General features: G+C 62.9%; 29 protein-coding genes. 12 read left to right on the forward strand and 17 right to left on the reverse strand.

Going from position 1 to position 25,879, the window contains the following annotated elements:
- Positions 1 to 5 precede the first annotated feature (5 nt).
- Both C9427_RS09925 and C9427_RS09930 read right to left on the reverse strand, forming a co-directional pair.
- Positions 6 to 1,940 (reverse strand): bifunctional 5-dehydro-2-deoxygluconokinase/5-dehydro-2-deoxyphosphogluconate aldolase, encoded by a 1,935-nt coding sequence (locus tag C9427_RS09925; protein WP_107649005.1) that lies wholly within the window; start codon positions 1,938 to 1,940, stop codon positions 6 to 8.
- Positions 1,941 to 2,086: 146 nt separating this feature from the next.
- A complete protein-coding gene (locus C9427_RS09930; protein ID WP_167434303.1) occupies positions 2,087 to 2,929 on the reverse strand; it encodes a MurR/RpiR family transcriptional regulator in 843 nt (280 codons plus the stop codon).
- Between the two features lie 158 nt (positions 2,930 to 3,087).
- Between C9427_RS09930 and C9427_RS09935 the strand changes: the two genes are divergently transcribed.
- Complete coding sequence (locus C9427_RS09935) at positions 3,088 to 4,197, forward strand: Gfo/Idh/MocA family protein (RefSeq protein ID WP_107649240.1); 1,110 nt, start codon at positions 3,088 to 3,090, stop codon at positions 4,195 to 4,197.
- 211 nt (positions 4,198 to 4,408) lie between these two features.
- Here the strand turns inward: C9427_RS09935 and C9427_RS09940 are convergent, their stop codons facing one another.
- From C9427_RS09940 to C9427_RS09985, 9 genes are all read right to left on the reverse strand, one after another.
- Positions 4,409 to 5,500, reverse strand: a complete 1,092-nt coding sequence (locus tag C9427_RS09940; protein WP_107649007.1) for a 3-deoxy-7-phosphoheptulonate synthase — start codon at positions 5,498 to 5,500, stop codon at positions 4,409 to 4,411.
- Positions 5,501 to 5,943: 443 nt separating this feature from the next.
- On the reverse strand, positions 5,944 to 6,366 hold the full coding sequence (locus tag C9427_RS09950) for a type II toxin-antitoxin system VapC family toxin (protein ID WP_107649009.1): 423 nt from the start codon (positions 6,364 to 6,366) through the stop codon (positions 5,944 to 5,946).
- The gene (locus tag C9427_RS09955) at positions 6,363 to 6,647 is read right to left on the reverse strand and encodes a type II toxin-antitoxin system Phd/YefM family antitoxin (protein ID WP_425351639.1); all 285 of its coding nucleotides are present in this window, start codon (positions 6,645 to 6,647) and stop codon (positions 6,363 to 6,365) included. The genes C9427_RS09950 and C9427_RS09955 overlap by 4 nt, the downstream gene beginning before the upstream one ends.
- A 124-nt stretch (positions 6,648 to 6,771) precedes the next feature.
- Positions 6,772 to 7,566, reverse strand: a complete 795-nt coding sequence (locus tag C9427_RS09960; RefSeq protein ID WP_107649010.1) for an SDR family oxidoreductase — start codon at positions 7,564 to 7,566, stop codon at positions 6,772 to 6,774.
- Positions 7,567 to 7,592: 26 nt separating this feature from the next.
- A complete protein-coding gene (iolG, locus tag C9427_RS09965) occupies positions 7,593 to 8,594 on the reverse strand; it encodes an inositol 2-dehydrogenase (RefSeq protein ID WP_107649011.1) in 1,002 nt (333 codons plus the stop codon).
- Between the two features lie 109 nt (positions 8,595 to 8,703).
- The gene (locus C9427_RS09970) at positions 8,704 to 9,474 is read right to left on the reverse strand and encodes an ATP-binding cassette domain-containing protein (RefSeq protein WP_107649012.1); all 771 of its coding nucleotides are present in this window, start codon (positions 9,472 to 9,474) and stop codon (positions 8,704 to 8,706) included.
- Positions 9,475 to 9,476: 2 nt separating this feature from the next.
- The gene (locus tag C9427_RS09975) at positions 9,477 to 10,553 is read right to left on the reverse strand and encodes an ABC transporter permease (protein ID WP_107649013.1); all 1,077 of its coding nucleotides are present in this window, start codon (positions 10,551 to 10,553) and stop codon (positions 9,477 to 9,479) included.
- A gap of 184 nt (positions 10,554 to 10,737) precedes the next feature.
- Positions 10,738 to 11,679, reverse strand: coding sequence for a sugar ABC transporter substrate-binding protein (locus C9427_RS09980; protein ID WP_097573919.1), 942 nt, complete (start codon positions 11,677 to 11,679; stop codon positions 10,738 to 10,740).
- A 356-nt stretch (positions 11,680 to 12,035) separates the two neighbouring features.
- Positions 12,036 to 13,067, reverse strand: coding sequence for a LacI family DNA-binding transcriptional regulator (locus C9427_RS09985; protein WP_107649014.1), 1,032 nt, complete (start codon positions 13,065 to 13,067; stop codon positions 12,036 to 12,038).
- A 174-nt stretch (positions 13,068 to 13,241) separates the two neighbouring features.
- On the opposite strand from C9427_RS09985, the gene C9427_RS09990 reads away from it, so the two are divergent.
- The 3 genes from C9427_RS09990 (at position 13,242) to C9427_RS10000 (ending at position 15,962) form a co-directional block, all read left to right on the forward strand.
- Complete coding sequence (locus C9427_RS09990) at positions 13,242 to 14,351, forward strand: fatty acid desaturase family protein (RefSeq protein ID WP_245437044.1); 1,110 nt, start codon at positions 13,242 to 13,244, stop codon at positions 14,349 to 14,351.
- 61 nt (positions 14,352 to 14,412) lie between these two features.
- Entirely contained in the window at positions 14,413 to 14,727 is a 315-nt protein-coding gene (locus C9427_RS09995; RefSeq protein WP_107649015.1) for a MocE family 2Fe-2S type ferredoxin, read from the forward strand.
- Positions 14,727 to 15,962: an NAD(P)/FAD-dependent oxidoreductase gene (locus tag C9427_RS10000; RefSeq protein ID WP_167434304.1), complete on the forward strand. Its 1,236-nt coding sequence runs from the start codon at positions 14,727 to 14,729 to the stop codon at positions 15,960 to 15,962. Before C9427_RS09995 ends, C9427_RS10000 begins: the two co-directional genes overlap by 1 nt.
- Before the next feature lie 42 nt (positions 15,963 to 16,004).
- Here C9427_RS10000 and C9427_RS10005 read toward each other — a convergent pair whose 3' ends face one another.
- From C9427_RS10005 to hslV, 6 genes are all read right to left on the reverse strand, one after another.
- Positions 16,005 to 16,439 (reverse strand): FKBP-type peptidyl-prolyl cis-trans isomerase, encoded by a 435-nt coding sequence (locus C9427_RS10005; protein ID WP_107649243.1) that lies wholly within the window; start codon positions 16,437 to 16,439, stop codon positions 16,005 to 16,007.
- Positions 16,440 to 16,621: 182 nt separating this feature from the next.
- On the reverse strand, positions 16,622 to 17,581 hold the full coding sequence (locus tag C9427_RS10010) for a DUF1402 family protein (RefSeq protein WP_107649016.1): 960 nt from the start codon (positions 17,579 to 17,581) through the stop codon (positions 16,622 to 16,624).
- 321 nt (positions 17,582 to 17,902) lie between these two features.
- The gene (gene hslU / locus C9427_RS10015) at positions 17,903 to 19,216 is read right to left on the reverse strand and encodes an ATP-dependent protease ATPase subunit HslU (protein ID WP_107649017.1); all 1,314 of its coding nucleotides are present in this window, start codon (positions 19,214 to 19,216) and stop codon (positions 17,903 to 17,905) included.
- A 5-nt stretch (positions 19,217 to 19,221) separates the two neighbouring features.
- A complete protein-coding gene (locus C9427_RS10020) occupies positions 19,222 to 19,821 on the reverse strand; it encodes a DUF2585 domain-containing protein (protein ID WP_107649018.1) in 600 nt (199 codons plus the stop codon).
- A gap of 4 nt (positions 19,822 to 19,825) precedes the next feature.
- On the reverse strand, positions 19,826 to 20,368 hold the full coding sequence (locus tag C9427_RS10025) for a GNAT family N-acetyltransferase (protein ID WP_107649019.1): 543 nt from the start codon (positions 20,366 to 20,368) through the stop codon (positions 19,826 to 19,828).
- Positions 20,358 to 20,909, reverse strand: coding sequence for an ATP-dependent protease subunit HslV (hslV, locus tag C9427_RS10030; protein ID WP_097573910.1), 552 nt, complete (start codon positions 20,907 to 20,909; stop codon positions 20,358 to 20,360). The genes C9427_RS10025 and hslV overlap by 11 nt, the downstream gene beginning before the upstream one ends.
- Before the next feature lie 224 nt (positions 20,910 to 21,133).
- Between hslV and hisB the strand changes: the two genes are divergently transcribed.
- Genes hisB through C9427_RS10070 form a run of 8 tightly spaced genes read left to right on the forward strand, consistent with a single transcriptional unit; the run spans position 21,134 to position 25,872 of the window.
- Entirely contained in the window at positions 21,134 to 21,733 is a 600-nt protein-coding gene (hisB, locus tag C9427_RS10035) for an imidazoleglycerol-phosphate dehydratase HisB (protein ID WP_107649244.1), read from the forward strand.
- Positions 21,734 to 21,737: 4 nt separating this feature from the next.
- A complete protein-coding gene (locus tag C9427_RS10040; protein ID WP_107649020.1) occupies positions 21,738 to 22,211 on the forward strand; it encodes a DUF2628 domain-containing protein in 474 nt (157 codons plus the stop codon).
- A gap of 1 nt (position 22,212) precedes the next feature.
- On the forward strand, positions 22,213 to 22,863 hold the full coding sequence (gene hisH / locus C9427_RS10045; RefSeq protein ID WP_107649021.1) for an imidazole glycerol phosphate synthase subunit HisH: 651 nt from the start codon (positions 22,213 to 22,215) through the stop codon (positions 22,861 to 22,863).
- Positions 22,864 to 22,869: 6 nt separating this feature from the next.
- Entirely contained in the window at positions 22,870 to 23,160 is a 291-nt protein-coding gene (locus tag C9427_RS10050; RefSeq protein WP_107649022.1) for a DUF1330 domain-containing protein, read from the forward strand.
- Between the two features lie 2 nt (positions 23,161 to 23,162).
- Positions 23,163 to 23,912, forward strand: coding sequence for a 1-(5-phosphoribosyl)-5-[(5-phosphoribosylamino)methylideneamino]imidazole-4-carboxamide isomerase (gene hisA, locus C9427_RS10055; protein ID WP_107649023.1), 750 nt, complete (start codon positions 23,163 to 23,165; stop codon positions 23,910 to 23,912).
- Complete coding sequence (locus C9427_RS10060) at positions 23,909 to 24,745, forward strand: arginase family protein (protein WP_107649024.1); 837 nt, start codon at positions 23,909 to 23,911, stop codon at positions 24,743 to 24,745. Before hisA ends, C9427_RS10060 begins: the two co-directional genes overlap by 4 nt.
- The gene (gene hisF / locus C9427_RS10065) at positions 24,742 to 25,536 is read left to right on the forward strand and encodes an imidazole glycerol phosphate synthase subunit HisF (protein WP_167434314.1); all 795 of its coding nucleotides are present in this window, start codon (positions 24,742 to 24,744) and stop codon (positions 25,534 to 25,536) included. Before C9427_RS10060 ends, hisF begins: the two co-directional genes overlap by 4 nt.
- Positions 25,537 to 25,545: 9 nt before the next feature.
- The gene (locus tag C9427_RS10070) at positions 25,546 to 25,872 is read left to right on the forward strand and encodes a phosphoribosyl-ATP diphosphatase (protein WP_107649026.1); all 327 of its coding nucleotides are present in this window, start codon (positions 25,546 to 25,548) and stop codon (positions 25,870 to 25,872) included.
- Positions 25,873 to 25,879 lie beyond the last annotated feature (7 nt).

A 25,879-nucleotide genomic window follows, 5' to 3' on the forward strand; every position in this document is an offset into this window, starting at 1 on the left:
CCTTCTTATGCTGCTTTGCGGCCACGCGCGGCAAGCCATGCGTCGGTCAGTTTCTCGAAGCGCGACGCCATGTCGGCCACCGCCTCGTCGTCCGACATCTTGCCGGCAAGCCACTGTTCGGCGGCATTGATGAAAATGGTGCGGCCGACGGCAAAGCCCCTGACAATGGGCGCCTTGGCGGTGGCGGCAAAGGCCGCTTCCAGCTCGTCCTGCGGCGCCTCCAGCCCGAGCAGCACGACGCCGCGGCACCATGGGTCGTGCTTCAGGATCACCGCTTCGATCCTGGCCCAGGCGTTTGCCGAGGCCTGCGGTTCGAGCTTCCACCAGTCGGGCTTGATGCCGAGCCCATAGAGTTCCTCCAGCGCGCGCGGGATCGTCGTGTCGTCGAGCTTGCCATGCTTGCCGGCGATGATCTCGATGAGAAGTTCTCTACCCACTTTCCGCGCGGCCTCGAACAGGCCTTTCAGCTTCTGCTGCTGCTCGTCCTTCAGCGCGGCGGGATCGTCGGGATGATAGAAGCACAGGCATTTGATGCAGTGGTCGACCGGCCACTCGACCAGTTGTGAACCGATGTCCTGCGAGAATTCGAAGCGCAGCGGCCGCGATCCCGGCAGTTCGACCGGCCGGCCAAGCCAGGCAAATGAATGGCGGGCGAACTCGAACATGGCGTCGCGGCCATATTTCTCGTCGAGCAGCATGCCGTAGCCGGCGCGGCCGGCGGCAACCTTTGCCGCCGCCTTGACCGTCAGCACCTTGAAGGCGGGGATGCGCGAGGCATCGGCGCCGGCTTTGGCGGCAACGTCCTCGAGCTGGATACGGTGGTCGCAGGCCAGCGCCATCAGCGCGGGAATGTCGCGCCGGCGCGTGGTCGCCCAGTGGATGTGGTTGATCGCCTCGTCCTTGCGCAGCGCCAGATGCTTGCTGCCGTTCTTGAGGAAGAACTGCAATTCCTCGAAGGTCGGATATTCCGGCGCGCAGAGCAGCCGCGACACGGCAAAGGCGCCGCAGGCATTGGCCCAGGTCGCCGCCGTGGCAAGGCTTTCGCCACCGAGCCAGCCGCGCAGGAAGCCTGACATGAAGGCATCGCCGGCGCCGAGCACATTGTAGACCTCGATCGGGAAACCCTTGCCGACGACGCCGTCCTCGAGATCGTCGCTGATCGGCCCGTCATAGACGATGCAGCCCATGGCGCCGCGCTTCAGCACGATAGTCGCCGAGGACAGCGAGCGGATGGTCTTCAGCGCGCTCAGGCAATCGTCGGCCCCCGAAGCGATCATGATCTCCTCTTCGGTGCCGACGATGAGGTCGCAGTGGGGCAGCACCGTCTTCAGTTGGGCCGAGACACGGTCTGATTTGACATAGCGCTCGAACCCTTCGGCATGGCCGGCGAGCCCCCACAGGTTAGGGCGATAGTCGATGTCGAACACCACCTTGCCGCCCCTGGCCTTCATGATGCGGATGGCCTTGCGCTGGGCGGCGTCGCTGTTGGGACGGGAGAAGTGTGTGCCGGTGACGACAATGGCGCGTGCCGAGGCGATGAACGCCTCGTCGATATCGTCCTCCGAAAGCGCCATGTCGGCGCAGTCGGTGCGATAGAAGATCATCGGCGAGACGCCTTCTTCCTCGACCGACAACAGCACCAGCGCGGTCAGCCGGTCGGGATCGGTCTTCAGGCCATAGACGGATACACCTTCGCGTTTCAGCTGCTCGCGGATGAAGCGGCCCATCTGCTCGTCGCCGACGCGGGTGAGCAGCGCCGAGCGCAGGCCGAGCCTGGCGGTGCCGACCGAAATGTTGGCCGGACAGCCGCCGACCGATTTGGCAAAGGAGGTGATATCCTCCAGGCGCGAGCCGATCTGCTGGCCATAGAGATCGACGGAGGCGCGGCCAATGGTGATGACGTCGAGCGGCGCATGTTTCGCGTCCACGGCTTCGCCCATTCGAACCTCCCGTCGGCCTTGTTGTTTTGGCAACACGTTGTTTTGGGTAACACGCGCGAGCGGCAGCGTGGCGCCGGCAATATGAAATAATAATTCCAATCCATAGTCAATATGGAACGAGCATTCCTTTGCTGAAAAGTGGTCCTCTACGCCTTCTTGCGGCCGCTTTCGCGCCGCTTCTCGCCGACGGCAACGGTCAGCGCCATGGCCAGCGCCATCGTCGCCGACAGCGAGCGGAAGCCGCCGAAATCGGCCTCGGCGACCTCGAACCACACCTTGGCGAATTGGGCGAGCGGCGAGAATGAGCTGTCGGTGATGGCCACGATCGGCACGCCCTGATCCGAGATGGTGCGCGTCTCCTCGATGGTCGCCGGCGCATAGGGGGAAAAACTGATGGCGATGACGGCATCCGCGGGCGTGGCAAAGCCGATCATCTCGGCGTTCAGGCCAGCGGCCGACTCGATCAGCTGGTTGCGGATCTTGAGCTTGCCAAGCGCATAGGCGATGTAGGAGGCGACCGGATAGGAGCGGCGCTTGGCCAGCACATAGATCGTCTCGGCCTTTGCCAAAAGGGCGATCGCCTCTTCGAAATGCTCTTCGTTCAGCGTCCGCGAAATGTCGCTGAGCGAGGTGCTGGCGGCGGCGACGAAACCATCGAAGATCGCCCGATGGCCGGCGCCTTCCTCGGCCTTGGCGCGCAGTGCCGCAAGTCTTTCGTCATAGGAGGAATTGCGTTCGCGCAGGCGCTCGCGAAACACCTGCTGCAGGCTGGTGAAGCCGTCAAAGCCAAGCTGCTGGGCAAAGCGGATCAGCGTCGAGGGCTGGACACCCGCCGAAGCAGCGATGCTGGCGGCGGTGCCGAAGGCGATGTCGTCGGGGTTATCGAGCGCATAAGCGGCGATCTGCGCGATACGCTTGGGCAGGCTCTGCCGCCGCTCCAGGATTGTCGCGCGCAGCGTCTCGAAATCGCGGGGCACCCGTTCGTCCATCGTCGCTCCGCCTAAGGCCATGTCGGTATTCCCTCTCCTGCCTCATCATAGCGGGCTTGTGCAAGAAGACCATAAAAAATGAGCTACACGTTCCATTTGCGAGGAAAATGGATTAATTCATCCACATCAGCTTTTCCTTGCATTTGGAGATGACGGAAATGGTCGGAGTGGGCCTCATCGGCACGGGCTTCATGGGCAAGTGCCATGCCATCGCCTGGAACGCCGTCGGCGCCGTCTTTCCCGACGTGGCCAAGCCGAGGCTGGTCCATCTCGGCGAGATCAATGACGAGCTTGCCAAACGCAAGGCGGCCGAATTCGGCTTCGCCAAGGGTTCCGGCGACTGGCGCGCCGTCGTCAACGACCCCGAGGTCGACATCGTCTCGTTGACCACGCCAAACCAGTTCCATCCGGAAATGGCCATCGCCGTCCTCGAGGCCGGCAAGCATCTGTGGTGCGAAAAGCCGATGGCCCCTAGCTTCGCCGAAGCGCAAGCCATGGCGGCGGCAGCGAAAAAGTCCGGCAAGGTGGCAGCGCTCGGCTACAACTACATCCAGAACCCGGCCATCCGCCATATCGGCGCGCTGCTCGACGAGAAGATCATCGGCGAGGTTAACCTTCTGCGCATCGAGATGGACGAGGATTTCATGGCCGATCCGGAGGCGCTGTTCTTCTGGAAGCATGAGGCAGCGTCCGGCTACGGCGCGCTCGACGATTTCGCCGTGCATCCGCTGTCGCTGGTTTCGGTGTTGTTCGGCCGCGTCGCTCGGGTCATGTGCGACATGACCAAGCCCTATGCCGACCGCAAACTCGCTTCCGGCGGACGTCGCGCGGTCGAGACCTACGACATCGCCAGCGTGCTCATGCATCTTGAAAACGGCGTCGCCGGCACGCTTTTGGTCAACCGTTCGGCCTGGGGCCGCAAGGGCCGCATCGCCATCCAGATCTTCGGCTCGAAGGGCTCGATCCTCTACGACCAGGAGCGAATGAATGAATTCCAGCTCTATCTCACATCGGACCGCCCGACCGAGCAGGGCTACCGCACCATCCTGGTGGCGCCGCACCACAAGCCCTATGACGCCTTCTTGCCGGCGCCCGGCCACGGTCTCGGCTTCAACGACCTCAAAATGATCGAATGCCGGGAACTCCTGACCAGGCTGGCCGGCAAGCCGGCACGCATCATCGACTTCGACGATGGACTGGAGATCGAGCGCACCGTGCATGCGATGGCGCGCTCGTTCGAGGAAAAGCGCTGGGTGGATGTGAGGTAGCGCCAGCGTTGGCTTCCCCTTCTCCCCTTGTGGGAGAAGGTGGCCGAGCGAAGCTCGGTCGGATGAGGGGTGTTGGCCGGATCGCGACTTTGATGTCTTGAGAACTTAAAATCACTCGATCTTTTAACGTCTCGTTTCTTCCAGCACCCCTCATCCGTCTCGGCGCTGCGCGCCGATCCACCTTCTCCCACAAGGGGAGAAGGGGAAAGCGTCAGGCAGCGCCCGGGCGGCTGGCGACCATGGTATGCCGCGCCGACCGGCGTTGCTCGACGGCGTCCGCAAGGCCATGCAGCACTGTCTCGGTGGTTGCCCAGTCGATGCAGCCATCGGTGATGCTCTGGCCGTAGACGAGCGGCTTGCCGGGCACGACATCCTGGCGGCCGGCGACGAGATTGCTCTCGATCATGACGCCGATGATGCGCTCGTCGCCCACCGCCACCTGGCCGCCCACGTCGGCGGCCACTTTCGGCTGGTTCTCCGGCTTTTTCGAGCTGTTGGCGTGGCTGACATCGACCATCAGCCGCTGCGCGACGCCGGTCCGCCCGAGCTCCGCGCTCGCCGCCGCGATGCTCGCCGCGTCATAGTTGGGCTGGATACCGCCGCGCAGGATGACGTGGCAGTCTTCGTTGCCGGTGGTTGTCGCAATGGCGCTGCGCCCGCCCTTCGTCACCGCCATGAAATGATGCGGCTGGGCGGCGGATTTCACCGCCTCGGCGGCGATCCGCACATTGCCGTCGGTGCCGTTCTTGAAACCGACCGGGCAGGAGAGCCCGGAGGCGAGCTCGCGATGGATCTGGCTCTCGGTCGTGCGCGCGCCGATCGCGCCCCAGGCGACGAGGTCGGCGATGTATTGCGGAGTGGCCATGTCGAGGAATTCTGTCGCCGCCGGCAGGCCGAGATTGTTGACCGCCGAGAGCACGTTGCGCGCCATGCGCAGCCCCTTGTCGATGTTGAAGCTGCCGTCGAGGTCGGGATCGTTGATCAGGCCCTTCCAACCGACCGTCGTGCGCGGCTTCTCGAAATAGACGCGCATCACGATCTCCAGCCGGTCCGCCAGGCTCTCGCGCAGTGCGGCCAGACGGCTGGCGTATTCCACGGCGGCGACCGGGTCGTGGATCGAACAGGGGCCGACGATGACCACCAGCCGGTCGTCGGCGCCGGTCAGGATGGAATGGATGGCGTTGCGTGAGGCGGTAACGGTGCGCGTCGCCGTCAGCGTGCGCGGTATCTCCCGCATCACCTGGTCCGGCGTACTCAGTTCTCGGATTTCCTTGACCCGAAGATCATCTGTGGTGGTCAACACGGCTTTCTGCTCCTGATTGGGAGACCTGCCGGCTCAAACAAAAAAGCCGCCAGGTCTGGCGGCTGTTCGGATTTTGATGCTGCAATCCTCAGATCGAGCGCAATCCTCCCGCCGCCAGCGAGCTCCTAAAGTACCAATACGTGGCGGTCAGGTTGATCATGAGTGGTCATATAGTTGATGCTTGGGTGTTTGTCACGGGGGTGATGTGTCGTTCGTATCCCAGGGCGAAGCAGGAGCGAAGCTCCGTCGCGGAGACCCTGGGATCCATGCCGTGATATTGGCCGAAGGGCGCGGCGGAGCAGAATTCTGCACCGTGGCAACGCTTAGAAGTCGCGGCATGGATCCTCGGGTGTGCGCTGCGTCGCTACGCTCCTTGCTCCGCCCGTGGATGACGAAGTGATGGGCGTTTCGGCTAATCGCTAAGGCATGCAGCGCCGAGCGGTTCACGCAGTCCAGGGATCGAAGAGTTCAAGTCCAAAGCCGTCGAAATCCTTCGTATTGCGCGTTGCCAAGGTGATCTCCCGCGCAATCGCCGTGGCTGCAATCAGGCCGTCCATCGACGACAGACCGCGACCGCGGCGCTTCGCAAGGCCCATCAGGTCGCCCCACGCCAAGGCAACCGGTTCGTCTACCGGAAGAACCCTCTGCTCGAAGCGCTGCGGCAGATCCTGAGCGAGCCATTCGGCCAGTGCCTCGCGTTTCCGGCCCTCATCCATGAGGGCGACCCCGCGCCGGATCTCGGCGATCGACACGACGCTGATGAATGAGCGGTCCTCATCAAGCCCATCCAGCCAGTTCAGAACGCGTGCGTCCGGCGCCGGCCTCGTCACCTCGGACAGGACATTCGTATCGAGCAGTAGCCTCACAGCGGCAGATCACGCGGCTCGTCGCGCTGACGCTCAAGGTTGAGTTCGGCGCCGCGCATCGGCGACTCCATCAGGAACTCAGCAAGCGTACCCTTGCGTGCGGTTTTCCGCTGCCATTCCTCGGCCGAGACGACAACCACGCTTGGTTTGCCGTTTCTGGTGATCGTCTGCGGCGAAGACTGCGCGCGCTCGATAACCTCCGAGAGCCGGGCTTTTGCCCCGGCGACCGTCCAGTTGGTACCCTCTTTAGGCGCAGACTGCATTTCAGCATCCATGACCATTCTGACTATCTTGACTATATGGGAATGGCGATGTGGCGGCAACAGGGACGGAGAGGGGCTTGAGAGCCCGGGTGTCTTGGTGAGCTTGGTCCGGAAACGCCGGCGCTGATATTCTCGGCTGATCTTATTCCGGCGACGATCCGGCGATGTTCTGGTCATAGTCGACCAGCGACCCGGTCATGACGCCGGATTGCGGGCTGACCATGTAGCTGATCAGCCGGGCAAGCTGGTCCGGCTTCACCAACTGGCCCATAGGCTGCGCGGCTTCGGCCTTCTCCAGCCAATTATCCGGCGCATCGTGCCATTTCTTTTGCACGATCGCTTCGCCCTCGGTGTCCATCCAGCCGGGCAGCACGGCGTTGCAGCGGATGCGATTGCCGCGATAGGCGTTGGCGATATTCTTGGTCAGCGTCATCAGCGCGCCCTTGCTGGTCGAATAGGGCGTCAGGAACGACTGGCCGCAATGCGCCGACATCGACAGCACATTGACGATCGAGCCCGGCGCCTTCTTGTCCAGCAGATGCGCCACCACGCTTTGCATCAGGAAAAACGGTCCACGCACATTGGTCGCGAAGATCGTGTCGAAAAGCTCTTCGCTGGTCTCGACCAGCGACCCGCGCGCCGAGGTGGCCGCCGCGTTGACCAGCGCGTTGACGGTGCCGAAATGGCCGATCGCCGTGTCGACAGCGCGCTTGCAGTCGGCCACTTTGGAAACATCGGCACTGATGAAGATCGCATCGACGCCCGACTTCTTGAGGGTAGCGACAGCCTTGTCGCCCTTCTCCTGCGAGCGGCCGATCAGCGCCAGCGCGCGGCAACCCTCGTCTGCCAATGCAGTGGCTACGGCAAAGCCGATGCCTTGTGCGCCGCCGGTGACGATGGCGCGCGTCTCGCGATTGCGACCAGATGAATCGCTCATGGCTATGCTCCTTGTCCGATCTTGATTCAGCTGGCCTTGTCGAGGCGCACGGTCTTGCCGGACTTCGCCGACTTCAGCGCCGCGTCCGCCAGCTCCAGGGCAACAAGCCCATCCTTGCCGCTGGGTGCGGCCTTCTTGCCCGATGTCACCGCCGTGATGAAGGCGGCGATCTCATTGGCATAGGCGTCGATATAGCGGGTCATGAAGAAGTCGTGCAGCGGCGGGCGTGTATAGCCCTTGTCGTTGGCCAGTTCGATCGACACCGGCCGCTGGTTCTCGGCCGCGACCATGCCCCTCGAGCCATGCACCTCGATGCGCTGGTCATAGCCATAGGTGGCGCGGCGCGAGTTGGAGATGATGCACTGCTTGCCGGAGGCGGTCTCGAGGATAACGCTGACGCTGTCGAAATCGCCGGCTTCGCCGATCTTTTTGTCGACCAGGACAGAGGCATGGGCGCTGACCGCCACCGGCTCCTCGCCGAGCAGGAAGCGCGCCATGTCGAAGTCATGGATGGTCATGTCGCGGAAGATACCACCCGAGCGGCTGATATAGTCGAGCGGCGGCGGGCCGGGATCGCGGGACGTGATGGTCACCATCTCGACCGTTCCGATGGCGCCGTCGTCGATCGCCTTGCGCACGGCGGCGAAATGCGGGTCGAAGCGGCGGTTGAAACCAACCATCAAGGTGGCCTTGGCCTTGTCGACAACGGCGAGGCATTTTTCGACGCGCTTGGCATCGAGGTGGATCGGCTTTTCGCAGAAGATCGCCTTGCCGGCCTTGGCGAAACGCTCGATCAAATCGGCATGGGTGTCGGTCGGCGTGCAGATGACGACCGCGTCGATGTCTCCGGCTTTTTCGATGGCCTCGATGCTGCGCACTTCGGCGCCATAGGCCGATGCCAGATCGGTCGCCGCCTTCTCGAAGGCGTCCGCCACCGCAACCAAGCTGGCTTGCGGATTGGAGCCAACCGCGCGGGCGTGGACCTTGCCGATACGGCCGGCGCCGAGGAGAGCGAAGCGAAGAGTCATCTGGTATTTCCCCTAAGGATGGTTCAAAACGGTGTCCGCGCTGGTCGGGCGCGGACGATCTGGTTATAGCAGGTCACGAGCGGCCGGTTATCCGTCGCTCAGCTTCCGACTAGGCGGCGGCAAGTTCCGCCTCCCCGGTCTTGGAGCCGGTGATATAGGAGACGATGTCGTTCCCGTCAGTGTCCTGCTTGCGCAGATTGGCGACGATGCGGCCGCGCCGGAAGACGACGATGCGATCGCAAAGATCGAACACCTGGCGCATGTTGTGGCTGATCAGGATCAGCGGCTCGCCGTTTGCCTTCAGCGTGCGGATGATGTTTTCGACCTGCGCCGTCTCCTGCACGCCGAGCGCTGCCGTCGGCTCATCCATGATGATCAGCTTGGACGCGAAGGTCGCGGTTCTGGCGATCGCCACGCACTGGCGCTGGCCGCCCGACATGTGGCGGATGGTATTGTTGAGGTTGGGGATCTTGACGGCGGTGCGGACCAGCGCCGCCTCGGTCGCCTTGCGCATATATTTGCGGTCGAGGATCGAGAACGGTCCGAGGTTGAACAGCACTTTTTCGCGGCCGAGGAACAGGTTGGACGGCACGTCGAGATCATCGGCCAGCGCCAGGTTCTGGAACACGGTCTCGATGCCGGCCTCGCGCGCCTCGATCGGGCCGGCGAAGTTCACTTCCTTGCCGTCGAACCAGATCTTGCCGTCGGTGCGCTGTTCGACGCCGGTGATCTGGCGCACGAAGGTCGATTTGCCGGCGCCATTGTCGCCCATGATCGCGACATGCTCGCCCTTGCGCAGCTCGAACTCAGCACCTTCCAGCGCATGCACGCCGCCATAGTGCTTGGTCAGGTTTTCGGTCTTCAGAACAATGTCCGACATGGTCAAGCTCCTATCGCCCGCCGGCGTTGACGCCATTGATCGAGAACGACTGCACCGACGATGATCACGCCCTTGACCATCTCCTGATAGTAAGCGTCGAGGCGCAGGAAGGTGAAGCCGGAGATGATGACGCCGAAGATCAGCGAGCCGATTACCGTGCCGATGATCGAGCCGCGGCCGCCCGACAGCGAGACGCCGCCGATCACCGCCATGGCGATCGCATCGAGTTCGTACATCACCCCCATGCCGGCCTGGGCGGTGAGGTTCTTGGAGCACAGCACCACGGCGGCGAGCGAGGCGAGGATGCCGGCGATGGCGTAGACCAGGATCTTGTGGTTCTTGACGTTGATGCCGGACATGCGCGCGGCGTCCTCGTTGGAGCCGATGGCGTAACAGTGCTTGCCGTATTTGGTGTAGCTCAGGATCAGCTGGAACAATATCGCCAGCGAGATGAAGATGATGACCGGCATCAGGCCCTTGCCGATGGCCGCGAAACTGTCGGTCGGAAACGAGATCGGCTGCCCCTTGGACCACCATTTGGCAATCCCGCGCGCCGTCACCATCATGCCGAGCGTGGCGATGAATGGCGGGATGCGCGTGTAGGCGATCAACGAGCCGTTGACCAGGCCGGCCAGCAGGCCGCAGCCGATCGCGACGACCAGCGGCACGATGACCGGCAGGTCGGTCCAGCCCTGCGCCAGGAACATCGCCTTGGGGTTCGGGTTGCCGTTGACCGTCGCCACCTGGGCGAAGCTCATGGCGATCATCGCCGTGGCGCCGACGATCGAACCCGAGGACAGGTCGATGCCGCCGGTGATGATCACCTGTGTCACGCCGATGGCGATGATGCCGACGATCGACACTTGCAGGATGATGATCTGCAGCCGCGCTTCGTTGAAGATCGCATCGACATTGTCGCGGGTGTTGAACAGGAAGCTGTCGCCAAGAAAGACGCGGCCGATCAGTTCGAAAGCGCCGACGAGGATGATGAGCGCCAGGAAAACGTTGAATTCGGCCGGCCATGCGCGCTGCTTCGCATCATAGGTGAGCCCGCCGACGCCATGAGATGTCTGTGCCAAGGTCGTTTTCCTCCGGCCGCCTCGGCCCGAAAATCGGAACCGATTTTCGCAAAGCACGATGCGTAGTCTCAAGTTCAGAGCTTTGTCGCTCTAATCGCATTCATCTTCCCGCACCGAGGCGGCAGGAAGATGGGAGCGGCGCTGTTTTTCTGGTGGTCGCGCCGCCCCGTATCGAAGCCTTGCCTCAGTTCTTCTTCAGGAACTTGTCGATGTTGGCCGGCGTAACCAGCTGGAAGGGAACGTAGACCTTCTTTTCGACCTTCTCGCCCTTGGAGAGCTTCAGCGCGGCATCCAGGGCGCCCGCGCCCTGGCCGGCCGCGTCCTGGAACACCGTTACATCCAGGTCGCCGGCCTGCATCGCCGCAAGCGCGTCCTGGGTGGCATCGACGCCGCCGACGACAACCGATTTCATGTCGATATTGCCGGCTTTCATCGCCTGGATGGCGCCGATGGCGCTCTCGTCATTATTGGCGATCACACCGTCGAACGGCTTGCCGGTCGACAGCCAGTTGGTCATCAGGTTCTGGGCTTCGTCGCGGTTCCAGTTCGATGTCTGCTTGTCGATGATCTTGATGAAGCTGCATTCGGGCGTGGCGATCACGTCGTCAATGTCCTTGGTGCGCATCACCGCGGCCTGGTTCGAAAGCTCGCCCATGATCACATAGACATTGGCTTCCTTCTTGCCGGCTTCCGTGAACAGGCGGCAGACTTCCTTGGTCTCGAGCGTACCGGAATCGGCTTCGTTCGAGGCGACGAAAGCCTGGCTGTCCGGCAGTGTATCGACATTGACCGGCTCGCGGTTGACATAGACGAGCGGAACCTTGGCTGCGGCCGCCGCATCCGACATCGCCTGGGTGGCCGAAGTGTCGACCGGATTGACGATGATTGCGTCGACGCCCGAGGCGACAAAATTCTTGATCTGGTCGAGCTGCTTGGCGACGTCGTTCTGCGCGTCCTCGACCTGCAATTCCACGCCGTCCATGGCCTTGGCCTGCTCGATCATGCCGTTGCGCAGCACGGTGAGAAAATTGTCGTCGAACTTGGCCATCGACACGCCGACCTTGGCGGCGAGGGCGGACGAACTCATCAGCGCCGCGATGGCGACGCCCAAAAGCAATTTTTTCATTTTATCTCTCCTCCACAGAATTGGTGTCCGGCTGCACCGATCTACCCGGAATCCCCGCTCTCCCGGGGAATCTCTCCCGCTTTCGTCTCTGCTCCGGATGGCGTCTTTCGCGTTGGCTGGAACGCCAAGCCCTCTGTTTGAAACAGATGTTCCGGAACGAAAGAACCAAAATGCCCAGTTGGTGAAATATTTATTCCATTCCGCGTGAGGGCGTCAAGGAGATTCCGAAGCGGGATGCCGGATTTTTCAGAGGGTGGGGCTTTCGCATCGGCAGACCTATGCAAGTTTCCATCATGTTGATGGTTCACATCATCGGTCGATGCGGCGCCTTTCTGAACCCGGATGTTCTGTCTGACCTAGATGTTTTCCGGCAGATAGATGTCGAAGGGCAGGAAGGTCTGGCCCGGCGCATTGGCTGCGCCTGCCTCGATGGCATGCGCCATCAGCCCGACAAGCTCGCGGCACAGCGCTGCCAGCGGCGTCGAGATCACCATGGTCAGGATGTTGTCGGCGAGCGCCGCGCGCGATTCTGCGTTGATTTCATTGCAGACGACCACCGGCATATTGACGGGCCTCGCTGCCCTGAGCGCCGAGACCGCGCCTTCCATGCCGCCGCCGGCGACGTAGCAGCCGGCAAGATCCGGGTAGCGCGCCAGAAGATCGATCATCGCGTCATGGGTGACCTGGTTGGCTTCCAGGTTGACCAGCGTCTCCATCACCGTGAATTCCGGCGCGTGTTCGCGGAAGAATGATCTGAAGCCGATTTCGCGCAGCTCATGGCCATGGAAACGATGGCTGCCGACGAACAGGGCGACCTTGCCGGGCTTCTTCGCCGCCCTGGCGATCATCCAGGCCGCGGTGCGGCCGACCTTGCGGTTGTCGAGGCCTACATAGCCTTCGCGGATGCCGGCGGCAAAATCGGACAGCAGCGAGAAGACCGGTTGGCCCCTCGCTTTGAGCGCCTCTACGGCTGCCGTCAGCGTCGGATGGTCCGGGCCGACCAGGGCGACGGCCCTGGATTTCGCTGCCAGCTTGCGCATCTGGGCGGCGATCTCGTCGGGCGCCAGCGAACTGGCGAAGTCGATTGTAGCGACGCCGCGGAAGCGCTGCGATTGCGACACCGCCAGTTCGAGCTCCCGCGCAAAATCGCTGTAGAAAACGTCATTGCCTCTCAGCAGCAGAAAGCCGAGCCGGTATTCCGGCAGTTCCTGGCGCATGCGCTGCTTGATCAGCCCGGCGGCGTGGTAGCCGATGCTGGTGGCGGCTTCATAGACGCGGCGCGCGGTTTCCTCGCGCACCGGCAGGCGGTTGTTCAGCACCCGGTCGACAGTGGCGACGCTGACGCCGGAGCTGCGCGCCAGGTCGGTGATGGTCGGCCGTTTCGCCATGGCTGTCTCTCCGCGTGCCAAATCAGTCTACATCATTCTGATGGGAAATGATAGAAACTATCTTTTTGACATTGAGCCTATCATGGCTTGGCGCTATTTCTAGGGTAAGACGCTTGCGACCGCGGCCCGGTCATTGGCTGGGGCGGATTGCAGGGCGCTGGTGGAGGCACTCCCATGCACGCAACGATGGACGCAGCACCGTCCCGGCGCGACTACAGCCTGATCGGCCGCGACGCCAGGCTCGCCGTCGACAACGGGCTGGCGGCGGCCGAGTGGTATCATACCGACATCCCGCGCAAGCAGATGAAGGAGCTGATGCAGCGCTCCGACGGGCCGGCGATCCGCGACACCATCATCTGGCTTGCCGCGCTGATCCTGAGCGGCGCCGGTGGCGCCTGGTTCTGGGGCACGTGGTGGTGCGTGCCGTTCTTCTTCGTCTATGGCGTGCTCTACTGCTCATCGACCGACTCGCGCTGGCACGAATGCGGCCACGGCACCGCCTTCCGCACGCAGTGGATGAACGACGTGATCTACCAGATCGCCTGCTTCATGATCATGCGCAATCCGGTGACCTGGCGCTGGAGCCATACCCGCCACCACACAGACACGATCATCGTCGGCCGTGACCCGGAAATCGCGGTGATGCGTCCTCCGGACCTGCTGCATGTTGTGCTCAACTTCTTCGGCATTCTCGATGCCTGGCATGCGATGAGCGACATGCTGCGCAACGCGGCCGGCATCATCAGCCCGGCCGAGAAGACCTTCATCCCCGAGCAGGAGCAGCCTAAGGCGATCCGCATTGCCCGCATCTGGACGGCGATCTATGCCGCGACCATCGCGCTGGCCTTTTACATGGGTTCGTTCCTGCCCCTGATGCTGGTCGGGTTGCCCAGGCTTTACGGCGCCTGGCACCATGTCATGACCGGCCTGTTGCAGCATGGCGGCCTCGCCGAGAATGTCGTCGACCACCGTCTCAACAGCCGCACAGTATACATGAATCCGATCAGCCGGTTCATCTACTGGAACATGAACTACCATATCGAACATCACATGTTCCCGATGGTGCCCTATCACGCGCTGCCCAGGCTGCATGAGCTGATCAAGCACGATCTGCCGGCGCCAACGCGATCGATCCTGGCCGGCTATCGCGAGATGGTGCCCGCCTTCCTGCGCCAGTTGCGCAATGAAGACTATTTTATCAGGCGCGAACTGCCGCCGACGGCCAAGCCCTACCGCGAGGAGTTCCACAACGACAACGCCGCCATCGCGGCGGCAGCGGAATGACGCGCCAGACAAACTGATCAGGCTGGCAAATTGACCGACAAAAATTCTGCCGGGAGGACCGATGAGCGACTGGGTCGAAGCCTGTGAGGCCGGAGACATCGACGAAGAGGACGTAATGCGGTTCGACCATGACGGCCGCACCTTCGCTATCTATCGCAGTCCCGACGACGAGTATTTCGCCACGGACGGTCTTTGCTCGCATGAGAAGGTGCATCTGGCCGATGGGCTGGTCATGGACGACATCATCGAGTGCCCCAAGCACAATGGCCGCTTCAACTACAAGACCGGCCAGGCCAGGGGCGCGCCGGTCTGCGTCAATCTCAGGACCTATCCGGTCAGGGTCGACGCAGGCAAAGTCCTCGTTCAGGTCGGGTGATGGTCATGCAGGCGGGAATGGTCATCATCGGCGCCGGCGAATGCGGTGGACGGGCGGCGCTCACGCTGCGTGATCTCAGCTTCGACGGGCCGGTGACGCTGATCGGCGACGAGCCGCATCTGCCCTATGAGCGGCCGCCGCTGTCGAAGGAGGCGATGACTGGCGATGCGCCCGCGATCAAGGCGATCGTCAGCGACGAGCTGCTTGCCGAACGCTCGATCAAGCATATCCATTCGGTTCAGGCCGTCGCCATCGACCGCGCCGCGCACAGCGTCCGTCTGTCGGACGGCTCGACCATGCCATACGACAAGCTGCTGCTGGCCACCGGTTCGACACCGCGCAGACTGCCCATGCAGGGCCTCGGGCCACGTTGCGTCTATCTCAGGACCTTCAACGACGCGCTGGCCATTCGCGCTCATCTCAAGGCAGGAAACCGCACCGCCATTATTGGCGGTGGCTTCATCGGCCTCGAGCTCGCCGCGGCGGCACGGAGATTGGGCGCTTCGGTCACCGTCATCGAGGCGCAACCGCGCATCCTGATGCGCGGCGTGCCGGCCGAAATCGCCGGGATCATCCACCAGGCGCATGAAGCCGAAGGCGTGAAGATCCTCACCGGCCAGGCTATCGCGGCCATCGCCGACGACGGTACCGATGTTCGCATCACGCTTGCTGGTGGGGGCGACATCGTCGCCGACCTCGCGGTGATCGGCATCGGCGCCGTGCCGGTGACAGCACTCGCAGCCGAAGGCGGGCTGACCATAGACAACGGCATCGCGGTCGATGCCGAATTGCGCACCAGCGATCCCGACATCTTCGCCGCTGGCGATTGCTGCTCGTTTCCGCTTGCCGTCTATGGCGGCCGCCGCGTGCGGCTGGAGGCCTGGCGCAATGCGCAGGAACAGGGCGCGCTGGCGGCGAGAAACATGCTCGGCGCCGGCGAGGCCCACGCCGCCGTGCCCTGGTTCTGGTCGGATCAGTACGGCCTGACCTTGCAGATATCGGGGCTTTCGGACGAAGGCCGCTCCACCGTGCGGCGCGATCTCGACGACGGCGCCTTCATCCTGTTCCATTTGGCCCAGGATGGAAGGCTTGTGGCGGCGAGCGGCATCGGCCGAGGCAATGCCGTCGCCCGCGACATAAGGCTGGCCGAGATGCTGATCGCCAGGCGGGCAAAGCCGGCGCCTGAAGCGCTCGGTTCGCAAACGGTCAAGCTGAAGTCGCTGCTGGCAGCGTGAGCCGGCGCGGCTTTCAATCCGACACCGGTGGCAACGCCGGAACTACGCCGCTTGAACGATCTCGACCAGTTCAACGTCGAACACCAGGTCCTTTCCGGCCAACGGGTGATTGCCGTCGAGCTTGACCTTGGCATCGTCCACGCCGACGACTGTTACTGGCATGGGACGCCCTTCACGGGTGCGGGCCTGCAATCGGGTGCCGACATCAACGTTGATGTTTTCCGGCACGCTGGCGCGGTCGATGGTTATGACCGCTTCGGGACGATGGGGGCCATAGGCGGCGTCGGCGGGAACGGTGACGGTGCTTTTCGTGCCGACCTCCATGCCATCGACATGGGTTTCGAGACCGGGGATCACCTCGCCCTCACCCAGTGTGAACTGCAGCGGTTCGTTGCCGGAAGAATCGAATTGAGTGCCGTCGGCCAGGCGTCCGGTATAATTGATGCGCACGGTGTCGCCATTCTTGGCTTGTGTCATGACAGCCATCCTTTGGGAGTTTTCGGGGGGACCGGCCTAGAGTTCACGGCCCCGTTTTCGACCATCCACGCAAAGATGCGCGGTGCGAAACCCTAGAACTAGGCACCCGGCTGCCGATGTAAAGTGCCGGGGCTGCGAGAATGTCGAGATCCGGTATCTGAGATCGGCGGAAGCCAGCGGTGCTAAAACAGCGCCTTCAGCTCCGGCAATTTGTCGTTGACCAGCCAGCCGTAGTAATTTTCCTCCGGCAGCTTTTCCGGTTCGCCGGCGGCGCGGCGCTTGTCGTTCGCGGCCTTCAGCGCATAGGCGCGCTGCTCGGGATTGCCGACATTGTAGAGCGTGGCTGTAATGCCGGGATTGTCCGATATGTCGAAGCCGGCAATGTCCTTGTAGGCATCGATCGATTTCCTGATCGTCGCCGCGACATAGGATAGGGTCAGGTCGGGATCCATGATGGTCTTGTAGACCGCGTTCGGATCGCCGACGTCGAGCTTCGGCAGGCCGGAAACCTGGTGCACGATATCGCTCATCTGCAGCGCCGTCAGCGGGTTGAGCTGGCCAAGGCCGAAGGTCTGGCCGGCATAGTAGGGTTGGAAGAAGGTCGCGCCGAAACGATCGTTGGGAAAGCTTGTCCCCCCGACGGTCTTGCCGCGAAACGCGCGGTTCCACACCTGCTCGCGGCACTCCCACAGATCGTAGCTGTCCGATTCGCCGGCGCATTTCTGGAATTGCGGCCGCTGCACGAAATCGGTGATGTCCTCGCCATCATAGGCGAAGGCCAGTTTGCTCGACAGATAGGAGATCGCCTTGACGTAATAGGTCTGCAGCCGGTCGTAGGCGTCGACATTGTAGGTGTGCTCACCGACGATGGCGCCGACGATGTGCATCGGATCGATGCCATAGGCCGCCGCTGCCTGGCGGATCTTGCCGCGAAGCCCGGCATCGTTCTGCAGCAGCGCATAGACCTTGCGGTACTTTGCCTGGAAGGTGGTGTTGGTGGCCTGGGTGCGCCGGCTGGAGGCGCCCGGTATGTCGGGCTGCTCGGCGTTGCGGTTTCCTGGCGGCACCAAGGCGGCCGCTTGCGCGCCGGACATGGCTGCCGCAAGCGTCAGTGCGAGAATGACGAGGATCAGTTTTTTCATGCGCCGCCGCCCTGTAACAGCGCATGACCCCGAACCGAAGGTCCGCGTCAGCGACTATCAGAATCGATTTTCGCTGGGGATCATGCGCCAAATCATGTGCTACAGCGTCCTTCGTTCGTCCAATCGACGCAGCGCCGTAGTCGCCAGGCAAACTAGGTAAAGCTCTGGGTTGAGTCGAGAGCCCCGTCGCCTTCGAAGGCAAAAGGCGGCCAGATGCTTCCATTTGGCCACACATTAGAGCGACGTGCGTCCATTCGGACGCACAATGTACGCTCTAAGACCTTAAATCTTCGGCCTGCGAACCCGCCCGGCGCCCTTCCTTTACAGGATGAATCGCGACAAATCCGTGTTCCGCGACAAGTCGCCGACATGCTTTTCCACATAGGCGGCGTCGATGGTGACGGCCGTGCCGTTGCGGTCCGGCGCGTCGTAGGAAATCTCGTCCAGCACCCGCTCCATCACCGTTTGCAGGCGTCTGGCGCCGATATTCTCGACGCTGGCGTTGAGATCGACGGCGATGCCGGCAAGCGCATCGATGGCGTCGTCGGTGAAGACGAGATCGACGCCCTCGGTCCTCATCAGCGCGATATACTGCTTGATCAGGCTGGCCTCGGTCTCGGTCAGGATGCGCACGAAATCGTCCTTCTCCAGCGCCCTGAGCTCGACGCGGATCGGCAGGCGGCCCTGCAGCTCCGGCAACAGGTCCGACGGCTTGGCGACATGGAACGCACCCGATGCGATGAACAGGATGTGATCCGTCTTCACCGGGCCGTATTTGGTCGCCACCGTGGTGCCCTCGACCAGCGGCAACAGGTCGCGCTGCACGCCTTCGCGCGACACGCCGGCGCCGATGCCGCCTTCGCGCGAGGCGATCTTGTCGATCTCGTCGAGGAAGACGATGCCGTCGTTCTCGGTCGATTCGAGCGCCCGGCGCACCACCTCGTCCTGGTCGAGCAGCTTGTCGGACTCGTCGCCGACCAGCAGCGCGTAGGACTCCTTCACCGTCGTCTTGCGCGTCTTGGTCTTCTGGCCGCCCATCGCCTTTGACAGCATGTCGTTGATGTTGAGCACGCCGATATTGGCCCCCGGCATGCCGGGAATCTCGAAGCCGGGCATGCCGCCATTGCCGGTATCGGCCACCTCGATCTCGATCTCCTTGCCGTCGAGCTCGCCGTCGCGCAGCTTCTTGCGGAAGCTATCGCGCGTCGCCGGGCTCGCCGTCTTGCCGACAAGCGCTTCCAGCACCCGTTCCTCGGCGTTGACATGCGCCCGCGCCTTGACGTCCTCGCGCATCTTTTCGCGCACCAGCCCGATGGCGATCTCGACCAGGTCGCGGATGATCTGCTCGACGTCGCGGCCGACATAGCCGACCTCGGTGAACTTGGTCGCCTCGACCTTGACGAAGGGCGCACCGGCAAGCCGCGCCAGGCGGCGCGAAATCTCGGTCTTGCCGACGCCGGTCGGCCCGATCATCAGGATGTTCTTCGGCATCACCTCTTCGCGCATCTGGCCTTCGAGCTGCTGGCGGCGCCAGCGGTTGCGCAAGGCGATGGCCACGGCGCGCTTGGCGTCCTTCTGGCCGATGATGAAGCGGTCGAGTTCCGAAACGATTTCGCGGGGAGAAAATGTGCTCATGTCACTCAAATTCCACTTTGCCACTGCCGGATGGACTCGAACGGATGCAGCAGCATGATCACGTTGAGCGTCAGATTGTCCCGGATAAAGTAGCCTGTGCCCAGTTCGAAGATCAGGGTGAGGCTGACGATCACCCATATAGGAAGCCTTCGCGCCATCACAAATCCCAGCACCATGGCCAGCGTGTCCGAGACCGAATTGATGATGCTGTCGCCATAGTAATCGAGCGAAATCGTGCCGGCGCGATAGCGCTCGATGATGAAGGGGCTGTTCTCCAGCAGCTCCCAGCCGCCTTCTATGGCCACCGCGAAGGCCAGCCGCAGTCCGATCGGCGAGCGCGGGAACAGAAATGTCGCCAGCGCATAGAACAGGAAGCCGTGGATGATGTGCGATGGCGTGTACCAGTCGGAAATATGCTGGGAATTCTCGGAGCTCTGCACCACGCCATGCCAGAGTTTCACATAGCCGCAGGTGCAGATCGGCGGATGGCCCATGCCGTAGAGGGCGCCGGCCTGAAATATGAGCAGGGCCAGCACGAGCAGAAGCCCCATCCGCCAACTGTCTTCATAGGCCGACAGGGTCTTGTCGCCACTGGGTTGGCTCATGCTGTTATCGCCCCTCTTCAACGTCTTCCTGTTGCGCATCGCCCGCTTCGGCGTCAATTGCCATCAGCACGGCGTCGCCATATTCCGATTGCCGCCGGTCTATCTCCCGGAATCCGGCCTTTTGATAGGCGCGGATGGCCTGCGCATTGGCGGGATCCGGGTCGATGATGACACGCGGCGCGCCCTCCTCGAAGAGCTGTTCGACGAATTGCCGCACAATGGCCGAGCCATGGCCGCGCCCGACCAGCTCCGGCCTGCCGATCGACAGGTCGATGCCCAGAGTGCCGAACGGCTGGTCGCCATAGGGATGGCCATCCTCCAGATGCGGATCGTAGCTCTGCAGATAGCCGATCGGCCTGCCGTCGAGTTCGATGATCAACGGCTCGACGGAAATCGAGTCGATATGCTTGGCGATCTCGGCGATCTCTTTTTCCGGATCGTCCCACCACTGCGCGACATGCGGCTCGGCCAGCCAGCCGGCGATCATCGGCAGGTCCTTCTCGGTCACCGGCCGAAAATCGTAGTGCAGGCCTGCCTCAAGCGGCATCGAGCGTTTCAATGACAAAATTGTTGTTCGTGTAGACGCAGATATCGGACGCGATCTGCATCGCCTTGCGGGCGATCTCCTCGGCATCCTTGTCGCTGTCCATCAGCGCGCGCGCCGCGGCCAGCGCATAATTGCCGCCCGAACCGATGGCCATGACGCCAAATTCGGGTTCCAGCACGTCGCCGGTGCCGGTCAGCGCCAGCGAAACCGACTTGTCGGCTACCAGCATCATCGCTTCCAGCCGGCGCAGATAGCGGTCCGTGCGCCAGTCCTTGGCAAGCTCGACGCAGGCGCGCGTCAGCTGGTCCGGATATTGTTCGAGCTTGGCTTCCAGCCGCTCCAGAAGGGTGAACGCATCTGCGGTGGCGCCGGCGAAGCCGGCAATGACGTTGCCGCCCTTGCCGATGCGGCGCACCTTTTTGGCATTGCCCTTCATGATGGTCTGGCCAAGGCTGACCTGGCCGTCGCCGGCAATGACCACCTTGCTGCCCTTACGCACCGTCACGATGGTCGTGGCGTGCATGGTCAGTTCATTCGACATTTGTTGCTCCGATTCGTGCCATCCCATCAAAGGCGATTGGCGCGTTACGAGTGACTTTAACCGGCCATATGTATGCATGGGGTGAACGATTGCAAACCGGCCATCCGCAAGGCGCCATACCGTCTCGCATGGCAACTGGCAATCGCCGGATCATGCTGCTAGAAGGCTTTCGTTTTCAAGCAGGTGAGCGCCAAAGCGTGCAAACCTGGGACAAGGACAAGATCATGGCGCCGCGTTCCGCCGACATAAGCCGAAAGACCAAGGAAACCGATATTTCCGTATCGGTCCATGTCGACGGCTCTGGCAAGTCCGATATCGCGACAGGCGTCGGCTTCTTCGACCATATGCTCGACCAGTTGTCGCGCCACTCGCTGATCGACATGACGGTCAAGGCCAGGGGTGACCTGCATATCGATGACCACCACACGGTCGAGGACACCGGTATTGCGCTGGGCCAGGCGCTGGCCAAGGCGCTGGGCGAGCGGCGCGGCATCATGCGCTATGCCTCGATCGATCTCGCCATGGACGAGACGCTGACCAGGGCGGCGATCGATGTTTCCGGCCGCCCTTTCCTGGTCTGGAATGTTTCCTTCTCGTCGCCGAAGATCGGCACGTTCGACACCGAGCTGGTGCGCGAATTCTTCCAGGCGCTGGCGCAGAATGCCGGCATCACGCTGCATGTCACCAACCACCATGGCGCCAACAATCACCACATTGCCGAGACCTGTTTCAAGGCGGTGGCCCGCGTTTTGCGGGCGGCCCTTGAACCCGACCCGCGCCAGCCGGACGCGGTTCCGTCCACCAAGGGGTCTCTGAAGGGATAGGCTCATGGCCGTCTATGTCGTGATGGAACCGCCGGCCAGCAGTGAAAAGGCCGATAGGGCCTTTGTCCGGGACGGCTTTTCCTGGCTCGGCTTCCTGGTGCCGCCGCTGTGGCTCGCCTGGCATCGCTTGTGGATAGAAGCGGCTCTGGCCTTTGTCGCCATGGCGGCTCTTTCGATGCTCGGCGGAAAACTGGGGCTCGAAACGGCCGGCTCGCTGCTGTCGCTGCTCGTATCGCTCTATGTCGGGCTGGAGGGCGCGGCCTTGCGGATTGCAGCACTGCGCCGCCGTGGCTGGCATGAATGGGGCGTCGTCGAGGCCGACAGGCTCGACGATGCCGACACGCGCTATGCACTGGAAGCTGACGCGCAGGCGGACGAACAAGCGCCTATGCCGCGCATCGTTCCGGACGCCGCCCTTGCCCGGCCGGCGCAGATGGGCATGACGCTGGGATTGACCCATATTCCGGGAAAGCCCTGACATGCGGGTTGCCATCATCGACTACGGTTCGGGCAATCTGCGCTCGGCCACCAAGGCCTTCGAGCGTGCCGCGCACGAAGCCGGCATTGCCGCGACCATCGACCTGACCGCGGATGCCGAACGCGTCCGCACCGCCGACCGCATCGTGCTGCCAGGTGTTGGCGCCTATGCTGATTGCGCGGCGGGCTTACGCGCCGTAGAGGGCATGTGGGATGCGGTGGAAGAGGTCGCGATCGCCAAGGGACGGCCGTTTCTCGGCATCTGTGTCGGCATGCAGCTGATGTCGGAGCGCGGTCTGGAAAAGACGGTGACAAAAGGCTTCGGCTGGATCGCCGGCGACGTCAAGGAAATCACGCCTTCTGATCCCGCGCTCAAGATTCCGCAGATCGGCTGGAACACGATCGACCTCAAGCGCAAGCATCCGCTGTTTTCCGGCATTGCCACCGGAGCCAAGGGGTTGCACGCCTATTTCGTCCATTCCTATCATCTGGATGCGACGAAGCCGGACGAAGCGCTGGCCATCGCCGACTATGGCGGCCCGGTGACGGCCGCTGTTGCCCGTGACAATCTTGTGGGCACACAATTCCATCCCGAAAAGAGCCAGGCGCTTGGCCTGGCGCTGATCACCAATTTCCTGCGCTGGAGGCCTTGAGGGATCATGGGCAAGAAGGGCTATTGGCTGGTGATGCTCACGGTGACCGATCCGGAGGGCTATCAGCGCTATCGCGACGCCATTGGCGATGCCGTCTCGCGCTTCGGCGGCCGCTATCTCGTGCGCGGCGGACAGGTCACGAACCCAGAGGGATCGGACTTTGACAGGCATGTCGTGGTCGAGTTCGATTCCTATGAGACGGCGCTAAGCTGTTACCGGTCTCCGGCCTACCAGACGGCGCTGCAAAACCGCGTTGCATCTTCCACCGGCCATTTCGCGATCGTCGAGGGCGCCTGAAAGTGATCCTGTTCCCGGCCATCGACCTCAAGGACGGCAAATGCGTGCGCCTGAAGCACGGCGATATGGCGACCGCGACGATCTACAATGACGATCCCGGGGCCCAGGCCAAAGCCTTTGAGGAACAAGGCTTCAAATGGCTGCACGTCGTCGACCTCAATGGCGCGTTCAAGGGCCAGAGTGTCAACAGCGCGGCGGTCGGTTCCATCCTCAAGGCGACGAAGAACCCGGTACAGCTTGGCGGCGGCATTCGCACGCTGGAGCAGATCGAGGACTGGCTCGACCGCGGGCTTGCCCGCGTCATCCTTGGCACCGTCGCGGTGCGCGATCCCGATCTCGTCAGGCAGGCCTGCAAGGCCTTTCCGGGAAGGATCGCCGTCGGCATCGACGCCAAGGGCGGCAAGGTGGCGGTCGAGGGCTGGGCCGAGGCATCGAGCCTCGGCGTCATTGAACTGGCGAGGAAATTCGAGGGTGCGGGTGTTGCCGCCATAATCTACACCGACATCGACCGCGACGGGGTGCTGACCGGTATCAACTGGGATGCCACCATCGATCTCGCCGAGGCGGTGTCGATCCCGGTGATCGCCTCGGGAGGTCTCGCCTCGATCGCCGACATCGTGCGCATGACCATGCCGGATGCGTGCAAACTCGAAGGCGCCATCTCGGGCCGCGCGCTCTATGACGGGCGCATCGACCCGGCCGAGGCGCTGGCGATCCTGGCGTCCGGACCGCAGAAGGCGAGGGCGCGATGAAACTCTCGATCATCCTCGCACCCTACGACAGCGGCCACTTTCACGGCGGCTGCGGCCAGGGGCCAGATGCGCTGGTATCAGGCGGGCTGGTCGAAGCCATGACGCTGGCCGGTCATGACATTGCCGTCAAGGACATTGGCAAGGTCGGCGACGCGCAGGAGCGCGAAATTGCAACGGGCTTCGCGGTTTGCAATGCCGTCGCAACCGAAGTTCAGGCTGCCCGTGACAATGGCCGGTTTCCCATCGTTCTTGCAGGCAACTGCCTGACCAGCGCTGGTGCGGTCGCCGGCGAGGATGCCGATGCGATCGTCTGGGCCGACCAGCATGGCGACCTCAACACGCCCGAAACATCGATATACGGCTTTCTCGACGGCATGGCGCTGGCCACAGTGCTGGGGCTTTGCTGGCGGCCAATGGCATCGGCCATTCCTGGGTTCCATGCGATCGACCCTTCGCGCTGCGTGCTCGTCAATGCCCGCGATCTCGACCCCGCGGAAGCTGAACTGCTGGCGACGCTGCCTGCCATTCAAACGGAATGCCCTGGCGTAGCCAATGCCGCTGAACGGCTGATTGCCGCTGGTGCGAGGCGCACGCATCTGCATCTCGATCTGGATGTTCACGACCCCGAGGAATTGCAGGCGAACCGTTATGCGCATCCGGGCGGGCCCGCCCCTGCGGAGTTGCGCCAGGCGGTCTGCGATTTGGCCCGGTTGCTGCCCGTCGTCGGCATCACCATTTCGGCCTACGACCCGGCATTCGACGCACGGGGCGACGTGCCGCCACTGGTCGGCCAATTGCTCACCGATCTGCTCGCCACGGTGGAGAGCCGCTGATGCTGAAGGCCCGCGTCATTCCCTGTCTCGACGTCAAGAACGGCCGCGTCGTCAAGGGCGTCAATTTCGTCGACCTGGTCGATGCCGGTGATCCGGTCGAGGCGGCCAAGGCCTATGATGCCGCCGGCGCCGACGAACTCTGCTTTCTCGACATCACCGCTTCATCCGACAATCGCGAAACCATCTTCGATGTCGTTGCCCGCACGGCCGAGCAATGCTTCATGCCGCTGACGGTCGGCGGCGGCGTTCGCCAGGTCGCCGACATCAGGAAGTTGCTGCTGGCCGGCGCCGACAAGGTGTCTATCAACACGGCGGCGGTGAAGAACCCGGATTTCGTCACCGAGGCGGCCGACAAGTTCGGCAACCAGTGCATCGTGGTTGCCATCGACGCCAAGAAAGTCTCCGGCAAGGGCGAGGCCGACCGCTGGGAAATCTTTACCCATGGCGGACGCGAAAAGACCGGCATCGACGCGGTCGAATTCGCCCGGCGGATGGTCGAGCGCGGCGCCGGCGAGATCCTGCTGACGTCGATGGACCGCGACGGCACCAAGGCCGGCTACGACATTGCGCTGACCCGAGCGGTGGCCGACGCGGTGCGCGCGCCGGTTATCGCGTCTGGTGGCGTCGGCACGCTCGATCACCTGGTCGAGGGCATTCGCGACGGCCACGCAGGTGCTGTGCTGGCGGCATCGATCTTTCATTTCGGCACCTACTCGATCGCCGAAGCCAAGGCGCATATGGCCAGAGCCGGCCTGCCGATGCGGCTGGACTCGCCGGTTCATCGGTCTTAAACGGCTGCCATGGCTCAATTTTCGCTCGCCGAGCTGGAAAAGATCATCAATCAACGCGCCCATTCCGGCGACCCGGAGTCATGGACTGCGAAACTATTTGCCAAAGGCATCGACAAGGCCGCGCAGAAGCTCGGCGAAGAGGCGGTCGAAACGGTGATCGCAGCCGTCCGCGACGACAAAAAAGCTCTCGTTTCGGAAAGTGCCGATCTTATATATCATTGGCTCGTCGTTCTCGGCATCGCAGGCGTTCCGCTAAGCGACGTGCTCAAGGAACTCGAGACCCGCACCGGTCGTTCGGGCATCGCCGAAAAGGCGTCCCGGCAGGACCGGGGCTGATCGCTGC

Origin of the sequence: Mesorhizobium helmanticense, assembly GCF_003034915.1 — a bacterium.
Lineage (GTDB): Bacteria > Pseudomonadota > Alphaproteobacteria > Rhizobiales > Rhizobiaceae > Mesorhizobium > Mesorhizobium helmanticense.